General features: G+C 70.1%; 16 protein-coding genes and 1 pseudogene. 7 read left to right on the top strand and 10 right to left on the bottom strand.

Features of this window, described 5'->3' with window-relative positions; translation table 11 throughout:
- The first annotated feature begins 46 nt into the window (after positions 1-46).
- Positions 47-1,633 (top strand): carboxylesterase/lipase family protein, encoded by a 1,587-nt coding sequence (locus ABFX46_RS19585; protein WP_346043949.1) that lies wholly within the window; start codon positions 47-49, stop codon positions 1,631-1,633.
- Positions 1,634-1,711: 78 nt separating this feature from the next.
- Here ABFX46_RS19585 and ABFX46_RS19580 read toward each other — a convergent pair whose 3' ends face one another.
- Positions 1,712-2,008: a DUF1905 domain-containing protein gene (locus tag ABFX46_RS19580; protein ID WP_346043947.1), complete on the bottom strand. Its 297-nt coding sequence runs from the start codon at positions 2,006-2,008 to the stop codon at positions 1,712-1,714.
- A gap of 800 nt (positions 2,009-2,808) precedes the next feature.
- Between ABFX46_RS19580 and ABFX46_RS19575 the strand changes: the two genes are divergently transcribed.
- Positions 2,809-4,407 carry an HNH endonuclease signature motif containing protein gene (locus ABFX46_RS19575; RefSeq protein WP_346043945.1) on the top strand — a complete coding sequence of 533 codons (1,599 nt, stop codon included), beginning with the start codon at positions 2,809-2,811 and terminating at the stop codon, positions 4,405-4,407.
- A gap of 9 nt (positions 4,408-4,416) precedes the next feature.
- On the opposite strand, the gene ABFX46_RS19570 is transcribed toward ABFX46_RS19575, so the two are convergent.
- The 3 genes and pseudogenes from ABFX46_RS19570 to ABFX46_RS19560 form a co-directional block, all read right to left on the bottom strand.
- A complete protein-coding gene (locus tag ABFX46_RS19570; RefSeq protein WP_346043943.1) occupies positions 4,417-4,536 on the bottom strand; it encodes a DUF397 domain-containing protein in 120 nt (39 codons plus the stop codon).
- A 53-nt stretch (positions 4,537-4,589) separates the two neighbouring features.
- Positions 4,590-4,868 (bottom strand): annotated as a pseudogene (locus tag ABFX46_RS19565) (helix-turn-helix domain-containing protein); the annotation flags it as partial.
- A 261-nt stretch (positions 4,869-5,129) separates the two neighbouring features.
- The gene (locus ABFX46_RS19560; protein ID WP_346043941.1) at positions 5,130-5,873 is read right to left on the bottom strand and encodes a hypothetical protein; all 744 of its coding nucleotides are present in this window, start codon (positions 5,871-5,873) and stop codon (positions 5,130-5,132) included.
- Positions 5,874-6,154: 281 nt separating this feature from the next.
- On the opposite strand from ABFX46_RS19560, the gene acnA reads away from it, so the two are divergent.
- Positions 6,155-8,920 (top strand): aconitate hydratase AcnA, encoded by a 2,766-nt coding sequence (gene acnA / locus ABFX46_RS19555; protein WP_346043939.1) that lies wholly within the window; start codon positions 6,155-6,157, stop codon positions 8,918-8,920.
- A gap of 67 nt (positions 8,921-8,987) precedes the next feature.
- Here acnA and ABFX46_RS19550 read toward each other — a convergent pair whose 3' ends face one another.
- The gene (locus ABFX46_RS19550; RefSeq protein ID WP_346043937.1) at positions 8,988-9,608 is read right to left on the bottom strand and encodes a LysE family translocator; all 621 of its coding nucleotides are present in this window, start codon (positions 9,606-9,608) and stop codon (positions 8,988-8,990) included.
- A gap of 83 nt (positions 9,609-9,691) precedes the next feature.
- Here ABFX46_RS19550 and ABFX46_RS19545 point away from each other — a divergent pair, with 83 nt between their 5' ends.
- The 3 genes from ABFX46_RS19545 to mug are packed head-to-tail and all read left to right on the top strand — an operon-like array spanning position 9,692 to position 11,949.
- On the top strand, positions 9,692-10,621 hold the full coding sequence (locus ABFX46_RS19545) for an aldo/keto reductase (RefSeq protein ID WP_346043936.1): 930 nt from the start codon (positions 9,692-9,694) through the stop codon (positions 10,619-10,621).
- Between the two features lie 36 nt (positions 10,622-10,657).
- Positions 10,658-11,377, top strand: a complete 720-nt coding sequence (locus ABFX46_RS19540) for a sulfite exporter TauE/SafE family protein (protein WP_346043934.1) — start codon at positions 10,658-10,660, stop codon at positions 11,375-11,377.
- On the top strand, positions 11,377-11,949 hold the full coding sequence (gene mug, locus ABFX46_RS19535; RefSeq protein ID WP_346043932.1) for a G/U mismatch-specific DNA glycosylase: 573 nt from the start codon (positions 11,377-11,379) through the stop codon (positions 11,947-11,949). The genes ABFX46_RS19540 and mug overlap by 1 nt, the downstream gene beginning before the upstream one ends.
- On the opposite strand, the gene ABFX46_RS19530 is transcribed toward mug, so the two are convergent.
- From ABFX46_RS19530 to idi, 5 genes are all read right to left on the bottom strand, one after another.
- Positions 11,939-12,352 carry an ASCH domain-containing protein gene (locus tag ABFX46_RS19530; RefSeq protein WP_346043931.1) on the bottom strand — a complete coding sequence of 138 codons (414 nt, stop codon included), beginning with the start codon at positions 12,350-12,352 and terminating at the stop codon, positions 11,939-11,941. The two genes, mug and ABFX46_RS19530, sit on opposite strands and share 11 nt — an antisense overlap.
- A gap of 255 nt (positions 12,353-12,607) precedes the next feature.
- Complete coding sequence (locus tag ABFX46_RS19525; RefSeq protein WP_428831280.1) at positions 12,608-13,456, bottom strand: carbohydrate ABC transporter permease; 849 nt, start codon at positions 13,454-13,456, stop codon at positions 12,608-12,610.
- Entirely contained in the window at positions 13,453-14,415 is a 963-nt protein-coding gene (locus ABFX46_RS19520; protein ID WP_428831279.1) for a carbohydrate ABC transporter permease, read from the bottom strand. Before ABFX46_RS19520 ends, ABFX46_RS19525 begins: the two co-directional genes overlap by 4 nt.
- Positions 14,412-15,719: an ABC transporter substrate-binding protein gene (locus ABFX46_RS19515; RefSeq protein WP_428831278.1), complete on the bottom strand. Its 1,308-nt coding sequence runs from the start codon at positions 15,717-15,719 to the stop codon at positions 14,412-14,414. The genes ABFX46_RS19520 and ABFX46_RS19515 overlap by 4 nt, the downstream gene beginning before the upstream one ends.
- A 106-nt stretch (positions 15,720-15,825) precedes the next feature.
- A complete protein-coding gene (gene idi, locus ABFX46_RS19510; RefSeq protein ID WP_346043930.1) occupies positions 15,826-16,401 on the bottom strand; it encodes an isopentenyl-diphosphate Delta-isomerase in 576 nt (191 codons plus the stop codon).
- Between the two features lie 150 nt (positions 16,402-16,551).
- Between idi and dxs the strand changes: the two genes are divergently transcribed.
- Positions 16,552-18,495: a 1-deoxy-D-xylulose-5-phosphate synthase gene (gene dxs, locus ABFX46_RS19505; RefSeq protein WP_346043928.1), complete on the top strand. Its 1,944-nt coding sequence runs from the start codon at positions 16,552-16,554 to the stop codon at positions 18,493-18,495.
- Positions 18,496-18,500: the final 5 nt, after the last annotated feature.

Below are 18,500 nucleotides of genomic sequence, written 5' to 3'. Positions count from 1 at the left end.
TTTGTGATCGGGGGGCGTCAGAAGGATCATGCCGAAAGGGGACCTCGTGAGGCTCACCGCCATCCCGCTGCTCGCGTCCGCGCTTCTCTTAGGAGGAGCCGCCGCTCCGGCCATGGCCCAGCAGCGGGCGCCGGAACCGTCCGCCGTCGTCCGCACCGACCTCGGGCCGGTACGCGGCCAGTCCCAGCCCGGTTACCGGATCTTCCAGGGCATCCCCTTCGCCGCACCGCCGACCGGCGACCTGCGCTGGCGGCCACCGCAGCCCGCGCGCCCGTGGCAGGGCGTCTACGACGCCACGGCCCCGCGCGACCAGTGCGCGCAGCTCCCCGCGCCCTACGGCGGTCCGACGTCCTACGCCGAGGACTGCCTCTACCTGAACGTCACCACACCGGACAGCGCGCGCCGCCACCGGCGCGGCCTGCCCGTCATGGTGTGGGTGCACGGCGGCGGCAACGTGACCGGCGCGGGGAGCATCTACAACGCCGCCAAGCTCGCCACGGACGGCGACGTCGTCGTGGTCACCGTCAACTACCGCCTCGGCCCGTTCGGCTGGCTCGCGCACCAGGGCCTGGAGAACGGCGCCGACCGCCGCTACCAGGCCGGCAACTACGGCCTGCTCGACCAGCAGGCGGCGTTGCGCTGGGTGCAGCGCAACGCCGGGGCCTTCGGCGGCGACCCGCGGAACGTGACGATGTTCGGCGAGTCCGCCGGCGCCCAGGACGCGTGCGCCAACCTCGCCTCGCCCACCGCCGCGGGCCTGTTCCAGAAGGTCATCGCGCAGAGCTTCACCTGCGTCGCGCCCGTCCGCACCGAAGCGTCCGCCGAGGACGAGGGAGCGGCGCTCGCGGAGGCCGTGGGCTGCGCCAAGGGCTCACCCGCCGCCGACGCCGCGTGCCTGCGCGCGGTGCCCGTCAAGACGCTGCTGGAGGTCTTCGAGGCCAAGGGCCTGAACGTCGGCCCCGTCGCGGGCGGCGACCGCGTCCTGCCGCTGCAGCCCGCTGAGGCGATCGAACGGGGCCGCTTCAACCGGGTGCCGGTCATGCACGGCAACACCCTGGACGAGTGGCGCCTGTTCGTCTCGCTCGCCTATCCGAACCCCATCACCGCCGCAGAGTACGAGGACATCGTCCGCTCCACCTACGGTGCCGCCGCCGATGCGATCCTGGCCCGCTACCCGGCGTCCGACTACCCGGACCCCAGGGTCGCGCTCGCCACCGTCCAGACGGACTCCAACGAGGTCCTGTCCGCCTGCCGGCACCAGGACGCGTTCCAGCAGCTCAAGCGTGCGGGTGTCCCGGTGTACGCGTACCAGTTCGCGGACCGTACGGCCCCTCCGCTGTTGGACGTTCCCGGTTTCGAGGAGGGCGCCGAGCACGCCAGCGAGCTGACGTACCTGTTCCCGGGCCTGCTCGGGGACCTGAACCCGGAGCAGACCCGGCTCTCCGACGCGATGGTCGGCTACTGGACGTCGTTCGCCCACAACGGCAAGCCTGCGGCGCGGCAGGGCCCGCACTGGCCGCGCTACCGGTCGTCGGGCGACGTCCTGTCGCTGGCGCCTGGGGCGGGCGGCATCCACCGTGTTGACACCACGAAGACGAGCAACTGCTCCTTCTGGAGCGACCTCGGATTCTGACCCGCTGACCTGCTGAGCTGCTGGCCTCTGCTGGCTGACTTGCTGGCTGGCTGGCTGGCTGGCTGGTCGGCTGACCGGCTAGCCGAGGCGCTCGGCGAGGTGGACGGTGACCTCATCGCCGACGTCCTTGCCGAGCGCCCGGCGGATCTCCGCCTTCACGGCCAGTTTGTGGTTGCCGTCGCCGAGCGCCATGAACGAGCCCTGGAAGGGGTGTCCGTCGATGGTGCCCTTGACCTTGACGAGCCCGCGCGTCCGGAAGAACGTCGCCGACTCGGGCCAGACGACGTACGTCCACCCGCCCTTGGCAGAACTCTTCTGCAGGCGGGCCGTGAACTCCTTGTCGAGCTTCGTGCTCTTGGGCTGAGTAGTGGTCATCTGACGTCCTCTCGGGTGGTCGAGCTTTCACCGTCGTTCCGTCCTACTGGGGTAGACCGTCCTGGTCGGCGGAACTCATCGTTGCCCGGAGGTCAGCACCTATGCCTCGTCGAGGTGGTGGCCATGCTTGTGGTGCTGGTAGTGGTTACGTTTCCCGTTGCCGGTTTGCCTCTGTCGTTTCCCTGTCTGGTGTGCGTGGGGCTGGGGTCTTCTTTTTACCGGTTTTTGTGTGGTTGCTGTAGGTGGACGGTTGCGGTGGCCTTCCGTAGGCGGGCGCGCTTCTTTTAGTTGGCGCCGGTTGCTGTCACGTTGGTTGCGGTCGGTGGCTGGAGGATGGGTGTTTATCGTGCTGTTTGGTGCGTGGTTGCTGCTGTGTGCCGCGCTGCGCGCGGCACAGGAAGGACGGACGGGCAGCGAGGACATCCCTGGCCCCGGTTGTCGGTGAAGGGGCGCGCGAAGCGCGCCTTTTGGGCGGACCACGCGCCTGACCTTCACCCGAGCACAAGACCCCAACCCGACAACCGCAACCAACGTGACTCCAGCCGGTGACTACCTGGGGTTTTGCGCTGGGCTGCAGGGGTCACCTCAACCGTCCGCCTAGAGCAACCACCCCATTCCCGATAAAGCCGTGCTCAGCCCGCGACCGACCGTTGGATGGACGCAGACCGCAAGGAGCGTCCTTTTGTTTCTGAGAGCGAAAGATAAGGGGTGACAGAAATGTGGCGTGTCCAGAATGTCGACAATGTCAATGCCGGGGTGCGCTACAATTAAGGAGCGGATTTAGATGGGAGGTGGCTCCGATGTCAGCGCCCTCAGCGCCCTCAGTAGTGCTTGGCGGTCAGCGTGAATGGGAAGATCAGGAGTGGTTCCCTCCGGGGCCGCAACTGGCCATCTGCCTGTCCGGTGGAAAAGAGCGCCTGGCCGATCTGACCGACGACGAACTCCTCCAGGTCGCGGCTGCGGCCCGCCGCCAGACATCCTGGGCACAGGCCCGGGAATTGGCGGCCATCGCAGAACTCACCGGGCGCCGCGCACGCGCTGAGGCCGACGGCGACCCCGACTACCGGATCCTGTCGGCCCGCGACTCGGTGACCGAAGAAGTCGCCGCCGCCCTCACGATCACCAGCAACGCCTCGGCCACCCTTCTCCACCTCGCCGAACAGCTCACCGGCCCGCTCGCCGACACCGGCGCCGCACTGGAGGCCGGACGCGTCGACCTGGCCAAGGCTCGTGTCATCAGCGACCTGACCGACGGCCTTCCCGAGCAGACCACCCAACGGGTCCAGGCTGCGGCGCTGGAGAAGGCGTCCACTCAGACCACCGGGCAACTCCGTCGCCGGATCAGGCGGATCGTCCAGCGCCTGGCGCCAGAGGCCATCGCGGAACGCAAACGAGAAGCCGTCCGGCAACGGCGCCTCGAACTGTGGGACACCCCGTCCGGGACCTCCGACCTGGCACTGTGCGACCTCGCCACCGAGGATGCCCACGCCATCTACAACAAGATCACCGCCGCCGCACACGGCATCAAGTCGGATGGCGACACTCGCCCCCTCAACATGATCCGGGCCGACCTGGCCAAGCAACTCCTCCAGGGCTCACCTCTCCCCGAGGCGATCCGCGACCTGTTGACCCAGACCTGCGCCGACACTCCTCAGCCGGTCCCGGCGGCCGATGTCCGACCTTCCCTTCCCGCGGAGGCGCATGGTCGTCCCGACCTCCGGCAGACGGCCGCACCCACCCATTTCGCACCGCACCGGCCTGGTCATTCGGCTCCCGTCCCAGCGCAGGTGAGCGCGTCCGATGTTCTCGCATTGGAGCCTGGCGATATGGCGAGCAGTCATACGACAGCACCCCACCTCCATGCCCTGGGGGGCGTGCGCTTGGCATCGTCCCGCGTCGCCCCCGCCGAGGCCGATGCGGTGGGTGGGCGAGCTTGCGCTGATGCCGAGGTTTTCATGCTGGCGGACGTGATCGGGCAGCGGTTGGCCCACGTGAGCGGCCGTGCCTCATCGCGGGAGCTGCCGGGTGCCGTTCGCCGCGCTGTGCAGCGCATCCGGCAGGAGCTTGCCGAAGCCCGGGAGGCGGCGTGCAGAGGGGACGACGAGGTGCACGGGCGGCCCGGCTACCGGCCTCCCGCCGCGATGCGCCGAGAGGTTGAAGCCCGGCACGCCACGTGTGTGTTTCCGAGCTGCAACCAGCCATCCCACCGGTGCGACCTGGACCACACGGTGCCGTGGCGGCCCGGAGTCACGTGCCTCTGCAACCTGGCGCCCCTCTGCAGACGCCACCACCGCTTGAAACAGCGCCCCGACTGGCGACTCGTCCAAGTCTGGCCCGGCCTGCTGATCTGGGTCACACCGTCGGGTGCCTGGTACATCGTCCGCCCCGACCGGCGATAGGGGGAAGCCTCAGTGCTTCAAGGTCGCCAGGAGGACCGCGAACTCGTCCCGTCCCACGATCAGCTTGGGGCCATCCGGGTTCTTGGAATCCCGGAAGGCGATCGTCTGGGGGAGATGGCCGACCTCCACACACTCACTCCCGGATGCGGAATCACGTGGACGACGATGTTCGGCTGCTCCGCCATTTCGAGGACGTGCGCGAGTTGCTCCCGCATGATGCGGGCTCGCTGCTCGAAGGTCTTGTACTGGGCCAGCCACTGGGGGTCGTGGCCGATGCTGGCGTACCAGATCAGGATCGAGAAGACGCCGCCCGTCTCCCATGCCTTGTCGAGCAGGGCCGCGCGTTGCGCGTCCAGGCGCTCTATGCCGTTCTCGATGCGTGAAACGGTCGCCTTGCTGGCGGTGATGATGCGTCCCACCGCTTCGCCGGAGAGCCCGCGCTGGTTGCGGCAGAAACGCAGGTAGTAGGCGATGAAGGATTACATGCTGCTCTTCGGGTCCGGCGGTTCGTCGCGGAGCGGTTCGCCGGGTGGGGGATCGAGGACGACCATGTGGGGCGCCTCGTGGTCTGCGAACTCGTCACCAACGCGTCCCGGCACGGTGAGGGGCCGATCGTCGTGCGGGTACTGCGGGACGAGCGCGACGGGCTCCCGGTGATCGCGGAAAGATCGTGTGGGCGAAACTCGCCTCCGATGGACGAGGCCGTTGTGCTGTTGGGGGGTTTACCAGTTGAGGAGCAGGCCGTAGCCCTCTTCGGCGGACTCCTCCATCCAGTTGAGGGTTTCGTCTGGGGAGTCGTCGTTCAGGAAGTCGGTGAAGGACGGCGGATGACTCACGTGCACCTTTTGGTTGGCGGGGACGCGTCGGTTCCAGTCCCGGGCTAGACGGACGTACGGGGCGGGGTCGATGGGGGTGGCCTGGCACTCGTCGCCCCAGCGGGGTGCCGGGCTTGTGGTGGGAGGCGGCAGCGACAGGATGTGTTCGCGTACGTCCACCAACTCGGGGCGGACGGCCCACGCGTTCATGCGCGTAACCGCGTCCGAGGCTCGGCGCCGGAGTGATGACCACTCGTCGGCGAGGCGCCGGCCGGTCGAGTAGGTGTGCCAGGCGCGCAGATAGGGGCGGTGCCCGCCGTTCCGTACCTCGTTGATATGTGTCCGCCATCGCCGCACGTGTGGGGGCAGCGCGTCCGGGTGGAAGCTCCGGTACATGGTGAAGCGCCATTCGGCGGGTAGGAGAGGGGTGAGGACGAGCGCGTTCACCCGATGCGCGTTGCCGGGGCCGGTGTCGACGTCCACCAGGGCGGTGATGTCGGGGCCGTCGGCGGGCTCGGGGATGTCCAGGTGGCCGAACTCGTCGGGGAACCAGCACCGGGACGCGACGAACGCCGCCCGCTGCGCTCGCACGGCCGCGTCGAAGGCGTCGGTGTCGCAGCGGGGGCGTATGCGGTACCAGTCGACGCCCACTCCGCCGCCTTTCCCGTCCGATGCCTCGGCGGGTTGAGCGTAGAGGTGCAAGTAGCTTGATGTCGAGATAAATTGGGGATAGCTTGACGTCGAGAGAAAAGCTGCGGAAGTTAGGCGGCCCTGATTGTGGGTGATCGGGCCGACTAAGGCAGGATCAAGGTAGACGAGCACCCGTCCCGCCACCCGTGTCGGCCCAGGGGACGGGCACACTTGAAGATCAAGAAGAGCGCCGCGCGCTCATGTCCCGGACCGGACGCGCGGTGGCGATGGAGGAGGAGTCCGTGTCCGCGAACAGCTTCGGCAGCCTTGACAAGCTGCAGGTTGGCGACAAGTCGTACGACATCTATCGGCTGGACGCCGTCGAGGGCGCGGCCCGTCTCCCGTACAGCCTGAAGGTGCTGCTGGAGAACCTGCTGCGCACCGAGGACGGCGCGAACGTCACCGCCGAGCACATCCGCGCGCTCGCCCAGTGGGACTCGCAGGCCCAGCCGAGCAAGGAGATCCAGTTCACCCCCGCCCGGGTGATCATGCAGGACTTCACCGGCGTGCCGTGCGTGGTCGACCTCGCCACGATGCGCGAGGCCGTACGGGACCTCGGGGGCGACCCCACGAAGATCAACCCGCTGGCGCCGGCCGAGATGGTCATCGACCACTCGGTGATCGTCGACTACTTCGGGACGCCGCAGGCGTTCGAGCGGAACGTGCAGCGGGAGTACGAGCGCAACAAGGAGCGCTACCAGTTCCTGCGCTGGGGCCAGACGGCGTTCGACGAGTTCAAGGTCGTCCCGCCCGGCACCGGCATCGTCCACCAGGTGAACATCGAGCACCTGGCGCGCGTCGTGTTCGACCGGAACGGGGTCGCCTACCCGGACACGTGCGTCGGCACCGACTCGCACACGACGATGGAGAACGGCATCGGCGTGCTCGGGTGGGGCGTCGGCGGCATCGAGGCGGAGGCCGCGATGCTCGGCCAGCCGATCTCGATGCTCATCCCGCGCGTCGTCGGCTTCAAGCTGACCGGTGAGCTCCCCGCCGGGACGACCGCGACCGACCTGGTGCTCACCATCACGGAGATGCTCCGCCAGCACGGCGTCGTCGGCAAGTTCGTCGAGTTCTACGGCGAGGGCGTGCACGCGCTGCCGCTGGCGAACCGCGCCACGATCGGCAACATGAGCCCCGAGTTCGGCTCCACCTGCGCCATCTTCCCGATCGACGACGAGACGCTGAAGTACCTGCGGCTCACCGGGCGCGGCGAGGAGCAGATCGCGCTCGTCGAGGCGTACGCCAAGGCGCAGGGCCTGTGGCTCGACCCGTCGGTGGAGCCCGAGTTCTCCGAGTACCTGGAGCTCGACCTCGGCACGGTCGTCCCGTCGCTGGCCGGCCCGAAGCGCCCGCAGGACCGCATCTCCCTCGCCAACGCCAAGGCCACCTGGCGGCGGGACGTGCAGAACTACGTCGAGAGCGTCCTCGGCGCGCTGGACGAGGCGTCCAACGAGAGCTTCCCCGCCTCCGACTCCCCGGCGATCGTGCAGGAGACCGAGGGCGACAAGCCGCGGTACGTCGACGCCAACGGCTCCGGCCGGCCGCACAAGCGCGTCCCGGTCAAGCTGGAGGACGGGACGGAGTTCGAGCTCGACCACGGGCACGTCGCCGTCGCGGCCATCACGTCCTGCACCAACACGTCCAACCCGTACGTGATGATCGGCGCGGCGCTGCTGGCCAAGAACGCCGTGGAGCGGGGCCTCACGCGCAAGCCGTGGGTCAAGACCTCGCTCGCGCCCGGGTCGCAGGTCGTCACCGACTACTACGAGCGCGCCGGCCTCACCCCGTACCTCGACAAGATCGGCTTCAACCTGGTCGGGTACGGCTGCACCACCTGCATCGGCAACACCGGCCCGCTGCAGCCGGAGATCTCCAAGGCCGTCAACGACAACGACCTGGCGGTCACCGCGGTGCTGTCCGGCAACCGCAACTTCGAGGGCCGCATCAGCCCCGACGTGAAGATGAACTACCTCGCGTCGCCGCCGCTGGTCATCGCCTACGCGCTCGCCGGGACGATGGACATCGACATCCTCAACGACCCGATCGCCGAGGGCACCGACGGCCCGGTCTACCTGCGCGACATCTGGCCCGCGCCGGAGGAGGTCTCGGCGATCGTCGAGTCGTCCATCGGCCAGGACATGTTCACCGAGAGCTACGCCGACGTCTTCAAGGGCGACGAGCGCTGGACCAGCCTCGACATCCCGACCGGCGACCTGTTCGAGTGGGACGCCGCGTCCACCTACGTCCGCAAGGCCCCGTACTTCGACGGCATGGGCGCCGAGCCGGAGCCGGTCGCCGACATCCACGGCGCCCGCGTGCTGGCGAAGCTGGGCGACTCGGTCACCACCGACCACATCTCCCCGGCCGGGTCCATCAAGGTCGGCACGCCCGCCGCGCAGTACCTCCAGGACAACGGCGTCGAGATCAAGGACTTCAACTCCTACGGCTCGCGCCGCGGCAACCACGAGGTCATGATCCGCGGGACGTTCGCCAACATCCGGCTCCGCAACCAGCTCCTGGACGACGTCGAGGGCGGCTACACCCGCGACTTCACCCGGGACGGCGCGCCGCAGGCGTTCATCTACGACGCCTCCCGCAACTACATCGAGCAGGGCATCCCGCTCGTCGTCATCGCGGGCAAGGAGTACGGCTCCGGCTCGTCGCGCGACTGGGCGGCCAAGGGTACCGCGCTGCTCGGCGTCCGCGCCGTCATCGCCGAGTCCTACGAGCGCATCCACCGCTCCAACCTGATCGGCCTCGGCGTCCTGCCGCTCCAGTTCAAGGACGGCGAGTCCGCCGGGTCGCTCGGCCTCACCGGCACCGAGACCTTCGACATCACGGGCGTCACCGCGATGAACGAGGGCGGCGTCCCCGACGAGGTCACGGTGAAGGCCGACGGCAAGGAGTTCAAGGTCGACGTCCGCATCGACACCCCGGGCGAGGCCGACTACTACCGCAACGGCGGCATCCTCCAGTACGTCCTCCGCAACCTGATCCGCAAGTAACCCGCACCACCGGAACGGGCCGCTCCCAGGAGGGGGCGGCCCGTTCCGCGTGGGGCAGAACAGCTAATTAGTGCCCGGCGGCGAGGCGGAGGCCGAAGGCTATGAAGGCCGCGCCGGTGAGCTGCTGGAGGCGGCGCTTCACGGCGGGGCGGGCCAGGGTGCGGCGGGCGGCGGCGGCCGCGGCGACGATGAGGACGAGCCACAGGAGGCTCTCGGCGGCGTGGATGGCGGCGAACAGCGCGCTCGTCCAGAACACCGAGGCGCCGTCGGGGACGAACTGGGGCAGCAGGCTCATGTAGAAGACGCCGACCTTGGGGTTGAGCAGGTTCGTGGTGAGGCCGGCGCGGAAGGCGGTCAGGCCGGACGTCCGGGTCTGCGCGGGCTCGGCGGGGTCCTGCGTTCCGCGGCGGGCCGTCCAGAGCGCGCGCACGCCGAGCCACAGGAGGTAGCAGGCGCCGGCGATGCGGAGGACGTCGAACGCCAGGCGGGAGGCGGCCAGCAGCGCGGTCAGGCCCACCGCGCTCGTCATCGCCCAGCACAGCAGGCCGGTGACCACGCCCGTCGAGGCGAGCAGCCCGGGCCGCCGCCCGCCGGTCACGGTGCTGCGCAGGACGAGCATCGTGTCCACGCCGGGGGTGATCGTCAGCAGTGCCGCGACGGCGGCGAAAGCGAGACAAGCGGTGAGCATACGGAAATAGTGCCAGGAGTGTCCGGGCGTCCGGCGGGAATGGGCCGTCCCGGACCGTCTGATTGGATCGGGGTATGGCTGGCATGAAGAAGATCGGTGACCTGGACGTCTTCCCGCTCTGCCTCGGCGGCAACGTCTTCGGCTGGACCGCGGGCAAGGAGCGCTCGTTCGAGATCATGGACGCCTACGCGGCGGCCGGCGGCAACTTCATCGACACCTCCGACTCCTACATGGCGTCCGCGCCGGGCAACAGCGGCGGCGAGTCCGAGACGATCATCGGCGAGTGGACGGCGTCGCGCGGCAACCGCGACGACATCGTCATCGCGACGAAGGTCGGCCGGCACCCCGAGCGGAGCGGGCTCGCCCCGGCGAACATCAAGGCCGCCGCGGACGACTCGCTGCGGCGGCTCCGCACCGACCGCATCGACCTGTACTTCACGCACTTCGACGACCCGTCCGTGCCGGTCGAGGACATCATGACCGCGCTGGACGAGCTGGTCACCGCGGGCAAGGTGCGGCACATCGCGGTGTCCAACATCGACCTCGACCGGCTGGAGGCGTCCCTGGAGTTCAGCGAGCGGGCGGGCACGGCGCGCTACGTCGCCATCCAGCCGCACTACAACCTCGTGTCCCGCGACACCTACGAGGGGGCGCGCCGCGACATCGCCGAACGGCACGGGCTGGCCGCCGTCCCGTACTACGGCCTCGCCTCCGGCTTCCTGACCGGCAAGTACCGCCCGGACGCCAAGGTCGACAGCGTCCGCGCGGGCCGGGCTGCCGAGCACCTGGAGACCGAGCGCGGGCGGGCGGTGCTGGCCGCGCTCGACATCGTCGCCGAGGAGCAGGGGGCCGCCGTCGCGACCGTGGCGCTCGCCTGGCTCGCCGCGCAGCCGACCGTCGCCGCGCCCATCGCCAGCGCCCGCACCCTCGACCAGCTGCCGCCCCTCGTCGAGGCCGCCCGGACGACGCTGACCGACGACCAGCTCCAGCGCCTCACCGACGCGTCCGCCTGATACAGACCGGATAAGTGGGAATGTAGCGTCCTCGGCGTGCCGCCTCTCGACTTCCTCCTGTTCGGCGGCCTGGCCGCGCTGGCCGGCGCGATCGTGCAGGGCAGCGTCGGCCTCGGCGTCGGGCTGGTCGCGACCCCCGTCGTGACGATGCTGTACCCGTCGCTGATGCCGGGCGCGATCCTCGTCATCGCGCTCGTCCTGCCCGTCGCGACCCTCGCCCAGGAGGTCCGGCACGTCGAGCCGCGCGGGCTCGGCTGGGCGTTCGGCGGCCGGCTGGCCGGGACGCCGTTCGGCGTGTGGCTGGTCGCCGCCGTGCCCGAGCGCGTCCTCGGCGTGGTGATCGGCCTCGTCGTCCTCGCGGCCCTCGCGGTGACGACGTGGTCGCGGCAGGTGCCGCGCAACCGCGGGACGCTCGCCGCCGCCGGGGTCGTCTCCGGGACGACCGGGACCGCGTCCGGCATCGGCGGCCCGCCCATCGCGCTGCTCTACCAGCGGGAGAGCGGCCCCCGCGTCCGCGCGACGCTGGCGGTCTTCTTCATCGCCGGCGCGCTGCTGTCGCTCACGATGCTCGCGGCCGCGGGGCGCCTCCCGGTGCGGCAGGTCGTCGCGGGCCTGGCGCTGCTCCCGTTCGTCATCACCGGGTTCCTCGTCGCGGGGCCGCTGCGCCGCTACCTGGACGCCGGACGGCTCCGCACGGCGCTGCTCATCGTCGTGGGCACGTCCGCCGTGGTGCTGATCGTCCGTAACCTGATCTGATGCGCCCCACGATGCGTCCCACGAAGGCCGACTTGGAGGCCGCCCGCGACCGCGTGATCCCCGACGTCCTGCCGCCGGACGGCGGGACGCTCCGCGTCCTGTTCAGCGGCATCAACCCCGGCCTCTACTCCGGCGCCACCGGGCACCATTTCGCGCGTCCCGGCAACCGCTTCTGGCCCGCCCTGCACCGCTCGGGCTTCACCGACCGGCTCCTGGACCCGTCCGAGCAGGACCTCCTGCCCGGCTACGGCCTCGGCATCACCAACCTGGCGCACCGCACCACGGCCCGCGCCGACGAACTGACCGCGGAGGAACTGCGCGAGGGCGGGCGCCGCCTCCGGGCCCTCGTCGAACGGCACCGCCCCGCCTACCTCGCGGTCGCCGGCGTCACCGCCTACCGCACCGCGTTCGGCCGCCCCCGCACGCGGATAGGCCCGCAGGACGAGGCGTTCGGCTCCGCGCGGGTCTGGGTCCTGCCGAACCCGAGCGGCCTCAACGCGAGCTGGCCCCTCGACCGCATCGCGGCCGAGTTCCGCCGCCTCCGCGAAGCCGCCGACGCCCTCAGTGGTTGAGGGCGAACATCGTCTCGACCTCGTTGACCAGCGTGGGGTGGGGCTGCCACAGGTCGGTGCGTCCGAGGGCGACGATGGGGCGGGGGAGGGGGCGGACGCCGGTGAGGCGCCAGTGGTGGTGGCCGCGCTCGGCCCAGGGGCCGCAGTCGCAGGAGCCGCCCTGGAGGGTGGCGGAGCAGACGTGGTCGAGGTCGGCGACGGCGATGACGGCGCCGATCGTGGCGAGCGGGTCGCGCGGGTCCCAGCCGGCGGCCTGGATCAGCGGCGAGTCGCACGCCTTGAGGTCGACCCGCATGGAGGCGTGGACGAGGAGGGGGCCGCGGTAGGCGGTCGGCAGGCTCTGGTTCGAGACGGACTTGCCGCCGCGCGCGATCGCGAACGCCCAGGGCTGCTGAACACTCATCGCCTGCACGCGGCCACCTCCACTGCTCGTCCCGTCCCCGCCCTCCCGGGATCGCCGGGGCCCCGGCGGGACGCCGGTGTGCCGCGCGACGATGCCCGAGAGGCTAGGCGCATCCCGGCTGAATTGCCAACGGACGGGTCGAAAGGGTCCATGTCCGTCATGGGACGGCTGCCGGGCCGTCGGGTCCCCACGCGGATCTCCTTCGATCATCAATGTGACGCCCGAGACGGGCGTGCGGTTGACGTGCCTTTGTGACTATCCCTTCAAGGCCCCCGCCATCAGGCCGCGCATGAAGAACCGCCCCAGCAGCAGGTAGACGAGGAGCGTCGGCAGGGAGGCCAGGAGCGCCTCGGCCATCTGCTGGTTGTACTGGACGGCGACCGCGCCCGAGCCAGCCGTGTTGTTCAGCATCACCGTCACCGGCCAGCTGTCGGGGGCGCCGAGGAACACCGCGAACAGGAAGTCGTTCCACATCGAGGTGAACTGCCAGATCAGCGTCACCGCGAACGCGGGCGCCGACACGGGCAGGACCACCGACCAGTACGTGCGCAGCATGCCGGCGCCGTCCACGCGGGACGCCTCGATCAGCTCGTCCGGGATCGTGACGTAGTAGTTCCGGAAGATGAGCGTGCAGATCGGGATGCCGTACACGACGTGCGCGAGGACGAGCCCGCGGATCGTGCCCGCCAGTTCCATGTCCGTCAGCAGGCCCGCCAGCGGGATCATGACCGCCTGGTACGGGATGAACATGCCGAACAGGAACAGCGTGAAGACGACGTCCGCGCCGGGGAAGCGCCACTTGGACAGGACGTAGCCGTTCAGCGAGCCCAGCACGGCCGAGATGACCGAGCCGGACACCGCGATCTTGACGCTGTTCTCCAGGCCCGGTTTCAGCGCGTCCCACGCCGAGCCCCAGCCGGACGTGCTCCAGTGGCTCGGCAGGCTCCACGCGCTGCTCGGGTCCGCCTCGTCCAGCGGCTTGAAGCTGGTGACGATCAGGACGTAGACGGGGATGAGGAACAGCAGCACGAACGCCAGCAGGACGACCAGCTTCACCGCCTGCACGGTGCCGGACGGGCGGCCCGGCGCGCCGAGGGCGGTCACCGGGACCGCTCCGAGCGCACCGACCAGACCAGGTACGGGATCACCAGGACGGCCACCGCGACGAGCATGTAGGTGGCGATGGTGGCGCCGTTGGCCGGGTCGTGCCGGTCGAAGATCTCCACGTAGGTCGCGATGGCCGGCACGTAGGTGATGATCTGCTTGCCCGCGATCGCCATGATGAGGTCGAACACCTTGAGCGAGATGTGCCCGAGGATGATCAGCGCCGACAGCGTCACCGGCCGGAGCTGCGGGAACACCACGTACCGGTACACCTTCCACTCGGACGCGCCGTCCACCCGCGCCGCCTCCCGCAGGTCCTCCGGGACGCTGCGGAACCCGGCCAGGTACAGGGCCATGACATAGCCGGACATCTGCCAGATGGCGGGGAGGGCCATCGCCGCCATGCCCCAGTCGGGGTCCTGCCACCAGCTGTTCGACAGGAAGCCCAGATGGAGCTTGTCGAACAGCTGGTTGAACCCGACGGCCCGCGACGGCGGCGCCGGGTTCATCAGCCATCGCCACACCACCCCGCTGGCGATGAACGACACCGCCATCGGGAACAGGTACACGACGCGGAAGCCCGCCTCCGCGCGGATGCCCTTGTCCATGAGGAACGCCAGGAACGCGCCCAGGACGAGCGCGCCCACGACGAACACGGCGGTGAACAGCAGCGCGTGCTTCACCGCGCCCGGCCAGCTCGGCTGGCTCCACAGGTCGACGAAGTTCTTCCCCTTGTCGAACCCGTACTCGGAGACCTCGTCGTGCTTGCCGCTGAGCGCGACCCGCGTGTTCCAGAACAGCAGCCCGTAGACGAACAGGCCGATGGCGACGATCGACGGCGAGACCAGCAGCAGCCCCGGCAGCCACCTGCGGCTGCGCCGCAGGAACGACGAGCGCTCCTGCGACGCGTCCCGGCGACCCGGGCGGGGTGCTTTCAGGCCCTCTTGCGAGGCGGTCACTGTCCGCTGTTCTTGGCCGCGCTCACCAGCCCCTGCTGGAGCTTGGCCACGTCCCGGTTCTGCAGGAACAGGCCGATCGCGGTGTCGATGTCGGTGTGCCACTTGTTGTTGGCGTTCACACCGTGCCAGAACGAGCCCGCGAGCTTGGTCTGCGGGTTGTTCCACTCCTCGAACGCCGTCTGCAGGTAGCCGGTGTAGAGGCTCTTGTCGGCGTCCTTACGGGCGGGGATGGAGCCCTTCTTCGGGTTGAAGAGGTCCTGCCCCTCCTTGCTGGACACCTCCTTCAGCCACGCGATCGCCCCGGCGCGGTGCGGCGCGCCCTTGGGCAGGGTGAAGCTGTCCGAGAGCCACATGTAGGTGCCCTCGGTGCCCGGCGCGGGCGCGTACTTGAAGTCGGTGTCGAGCTTCTTGCCGAGGCCGTTCGGGGCGGCGCCGACAAAGTAGCCGTACGCCCAGTCGCCCATGATGTTGAACGCGGCCTTGTCGTCCACGACGGCCTTCGCGGCGCCCTGCCAGTCGGTGGACGCGGCCTCCAGCGTCGTGTACTTCATGATCTCGCCGAAGTCGTTCAGCGCCTTGGTGACCTCGGGGGTGCTCCAGTCGGCGCCCGGCTTCCACAGCGCGTTGTAGCCGTCGGTGCCGAGGTCGCCGAGCAGGACGTTCTCCAGCAGGTGGTCGGCCGTCCACTGCGCGCCGAGCGACAGCGGGACCTTCTTGGTCTTGTCCTTGACGGCCTTCAGCGCGGTGATGAAGTCGGCGATCGTCTTCGGCGGCCCGTCGACCCCGGCGTCCTTGAGGATGTCGGGGTTGTACCAGAGCACGTTGGACCGGTGGATGTTCACCGGGACCGAGTAGATGTGCCCCTTGTAGGTGATCTGGTCGAGGAGCTGCTGCGGGTAGACCGACTTCAGGTTGTTCTGCTGGTAGAAGTCGTCCAGCGGCTCGATCTGCCCGGCCTTGATGTAGTCGAGCAGCTCGGCGCCCGCGTGGCCCTGGAAGGAGTCCGGCGGCTTGCGGTTCTGCAGCCGGCTCGCCAGCACCGCCTTCGCCTGGGTGCCCGAGCCGCCGGCGATCGCCGCGTTCACGAACTTGGTACCGGGGTTCTTCTTCTCGAAGTCGGCCTGCATGGCCTTCAGCCCGTCGGCCTCGCCCGGACCGGTCCACCAGGAGAAGACCTCGACCTCGGAGCTGTCGTTCTTCGACCCTCCGCCGCCGTCACCGCCGCAGCCCGACATGGCGAGGGCACCGGTCATGGCCACGGCCGCGAAGACCGTCCAGCGGCGCCGGAAAGCGCGTACTCGCATCGTCCGTCCCTTCGGTAACCCCGGGACAGCCAGCGTCCTTCCGGTCGCGCGCGCCGGTCAACACCGCGGACCGAAAAGTGATCAAGCGGTGACGCGCGTCACGGGCTCACCAGGCGAGTGCGGGCGGCAGCGCCTCCGTGCCGGCGTCGGGCCAGTCGAGCGGGGACCCGAGCGGCGCCAGTTCGGCGAGCTGCAGCCGGTACCAGGGCGAGGACTCGGGCCGCTCCACCAGTTCCAGGCAGCGCTCCCACGTCCACCACTCGGCCGCCTCGACCTCGTCGCGGTTCGGGTGGACGGCCGTGTCGGTCACGGTGGCGCGCACGACCGGGCACCGCTCGTGCTCGACGGTCCCGTCCGCGGCGACGGCCCGGTACCGGAACCGCGGCAGGACGGACGTGAGCGACGCCGCCTCCATGCCCAGCTCGTCCCGCAGCCGGCGCAGCACCGCGTCGCGCAGCTTCTCGCCCGGCGCGGGGTGGCCGCAGCAGCTCCCCGTCCAGACACCGGGGAAGGTGCGCTTGTCCAGTGCGCGCTGAGTGATCAGAACGCGACCTTCCGTGTCCGTCACATAGCAGGAGAAGGCCAGGTGGTAGGGCGTTTCCCTGTGGTGGCTGGCGCTCTTGGGAGCGGTTCCGACGGCCTCGTCATCCGCGTTGAGCAGCACGATCTCTTCGACGACCATGCTCTACTCCTACCCCATCCCTGCCTCCGGGGTCAGCCTTTTCACACCCGGCGCGCGGGCGCCCCTCGGCGCGTCGCGGGCGAACCGGGATTAAACTCGGAACGGCCCGAGCCAGGGGAGACCCGATCCCCTACGGAGGAGTTGAAACGAGTGAGCTTGCTTGAGTCGATCAAAGGTCCCGACGACCTCAAACGACTGGACGCCGCTCAACTGTCTCCACTCGCGGAGGAGATCCGCGAGTTCCTCGTCCAGGCGGTCTCCAAGACCGGCGGGCACCTGGGGCCCAACCTGGGCGCGGTCGAGCTGACGATCGCGCTGCACCGCGTCTTCGACTCGCCGCACGACAAGATCCTCTTCGACACGGGGCACCAGTCCTACGTGCACAAGATGCTCACCGGCCGGCGCGACTTCGAGCTGCTGCGCCAGCGCGGCGGGCTGTCCGGCTACCCGAGCCGGGCCGAGTCCGAGCACGACGTCATCGAGAACTCGCACGCCTCGACCGCCCTCTCGTACGCCGACGGGTTCGCCAAGGCGTTCCAGGTGCGCGGCGAGTCCGACCGCGCGGTCGTCGCGGTGGTCGGCGACGGCGCGCTGACCGGCGGCATGTGCTGGGAGGCGCTGAACAACATCGCCGCCGGCGTCGACCGCCCGGTCATCATCGTCGTCAACGACAACGGCCGGTCCTACTCGCCGACGATCGGCGGCCTCGCGTCCCACCTCGCCGACCTGCGCGTCACCCAGGGCTACGAGAACGCGCTCGACCTCATCAAGAAGACGGTGCCGCGCGCCCCGGTGGTGGGGAACCTCACCTACGAGGCGCTGCACGGCATCAAGAAGGGCCTCAAGGACGTCCTGCAGCCGCAGGCCATGTTCGAGGACCTCGGCATGAAGTACGTCGGCCCGATCGACGGCCACGACGAGGACGCCGTCGAGCGCGCCCTGCGCCGCGCCCGCGGGTTCGGCCGCCCCGTCATCGTGCACTGCATCACCACCAAGGGGCGCGGCTACGCCCCGGCGGAGAACGACACCGAGGACTGCATGCACGGCCCCGGCGCGTTCGACCCCGCCACCGGCAAGTTCGCCGCCAAGAAGGGCGGCCCCTCCTGGACGAAGGTCTTCGGCGAGGAGATGCTGGCGATCGGGCGGGAGCGCCGCGACGTCGTCGGCATCACCGCCGCGATGCTCCACCCGACGGGGCTCGCGCCGTTCGCCGAGGCGTTCCCCGACCGCATCTTCGACGTCGGCATCGCCGAGCAGCACGCGGTCACGTCCGCGACGGGGCTCGCCATGGGCGGCCTGCACCCGGTCGTAGCGCTGTACGCGACGTTCCTCAACCGCGCGTTCGACCAGGTCCTGATGGACACCGCGCTGCACCGGCAGCCGGTCACGTTCGCGTTGGACCGCTCCGGCGTGACCGGCAGCGACGGCGCCAGCCACAACGGCATGTGGGACCTGTCGATCCTGCAGCTCGTCCCCGGCATGCGCGTCGCCGTCCCGCGCGACGGCGCGCGGCTGCGCGAGCTGCTGCGCGAGTGCGTCGCCGTCACCGACGGCCCGACCGCGATCCGCTACCCGAAGGGCCCGGCGGCCGACGACATCGAGGCGATCGGCACGGCCGGCGGGATGGACGTGCTCGCCCGCCACGACGGCTCCAACGGCACCCGCGTCCTGCTGGTCGCGGCCGGCTCGATGGCGGCGCCCGCGGTCGAGGCGGCCGGGCTCATCGCCGCGCAGGGCATCGGCGTCACCGTCGTCGACCCGCGCTGGGTGAAGCCGCTCGACCCGGCGCTGCTCGACCTCGCCCGCGACCACGCGCTCGTCGCCGTCGCCGAGGACAACGGCCGCACCGGCGCCGTCGGCGACGCCGTCGCGCGGCTGCTGCGCGACGCCGAGGCCGACGTCCCGACCCGGACGTTCGGCATCCCGCAGGAGTTCCTCGACCACGCCTCCCGCGGCGAGATCCTCACCGACATCGGCCTGACGCCGCAGGCGCTCGCCCGCGACATCACCGAGTACGTGGCCCGCATCACCTCGACGGAGGCCGAGGCCGCGGCGGCCTCGAAGGCGACCGAGACGTCCGACGAGAAGCCCTGACCCGC

Source organism: Actinomadura chokoriensis (assembly GCF_039529475.1).
Lineage (GTDB): Bacteria > Actinomycetota > Actinomycetes > Streptosporangiales > Streptosporangiaceae > Spirillospora > Spirillospora bangladeshensis.
The sequence above is the reverse complement of the archived record's forward strand: the minus strand, read 5'-3'. Positions and strand labels throughout refer to the sequence as shown.

Bases quoted from the DNA above. Each gene is read 5' to 3' on its own strand.
- ABFX46_RS19545 (WP_346043936.1), top strand. From the start codon at position 9,692: ATGAAGAAGATCGGTGACCTGGACGTCTTCCCGCTCTGCCTCGGCGGC.
- ABFX46_RS19515 (WP_428831278.1), bottom strand. From the start codon at position 15,719: ATGCGAGTACGCGCTTTCCGGCGCCGCTGGACGGTCTTCGCGGCCGTG.
- ABFX46_RS19530 (WP_346043931.1), bottom strand. From the start codon at position 12,352: ATGAGTGTTCAGCAGCCCTGGGCGTTCGCGATCGCGCGCGGCGGCAAG.
- idi (WP_346043930.1), bottom strand. From the start codon at position 16,401: ATGGTCGTCGAAGAGATCGTGCTGCTCAACGCGGATGACGAGGCCGTC.
- ABFX46_RS19580 (WP_346043947.1), bottom strand. From the start codon at position 2,008: ATGACCACTACTCAGCCCAAGAGCACGAAGCTCGACAAGGAGTTCACG.
- mug (WP_346043932.1), top strand. From the start codon at position 11,377: ATGCGCCCCACGATGCGTCCCACGAAGGCCGACTTGGAGGCCGCCCGC.
- ABFX46_RS19575 (WP_346043945.1), top strand. From the start codon at position 2,809: ATGTCAGCGCCCTCAGCGCCCTCAGTAGTGCTTGGCGGTCAGCGTGAA.
- ABFX46_RS19550 (WP_346043937.1), bottom strand. From the start codon at position 9,608: ATGCTCACCGCTTGTCTCGCTTTCGCCGCCGTCGCGGCACTGCTGACG.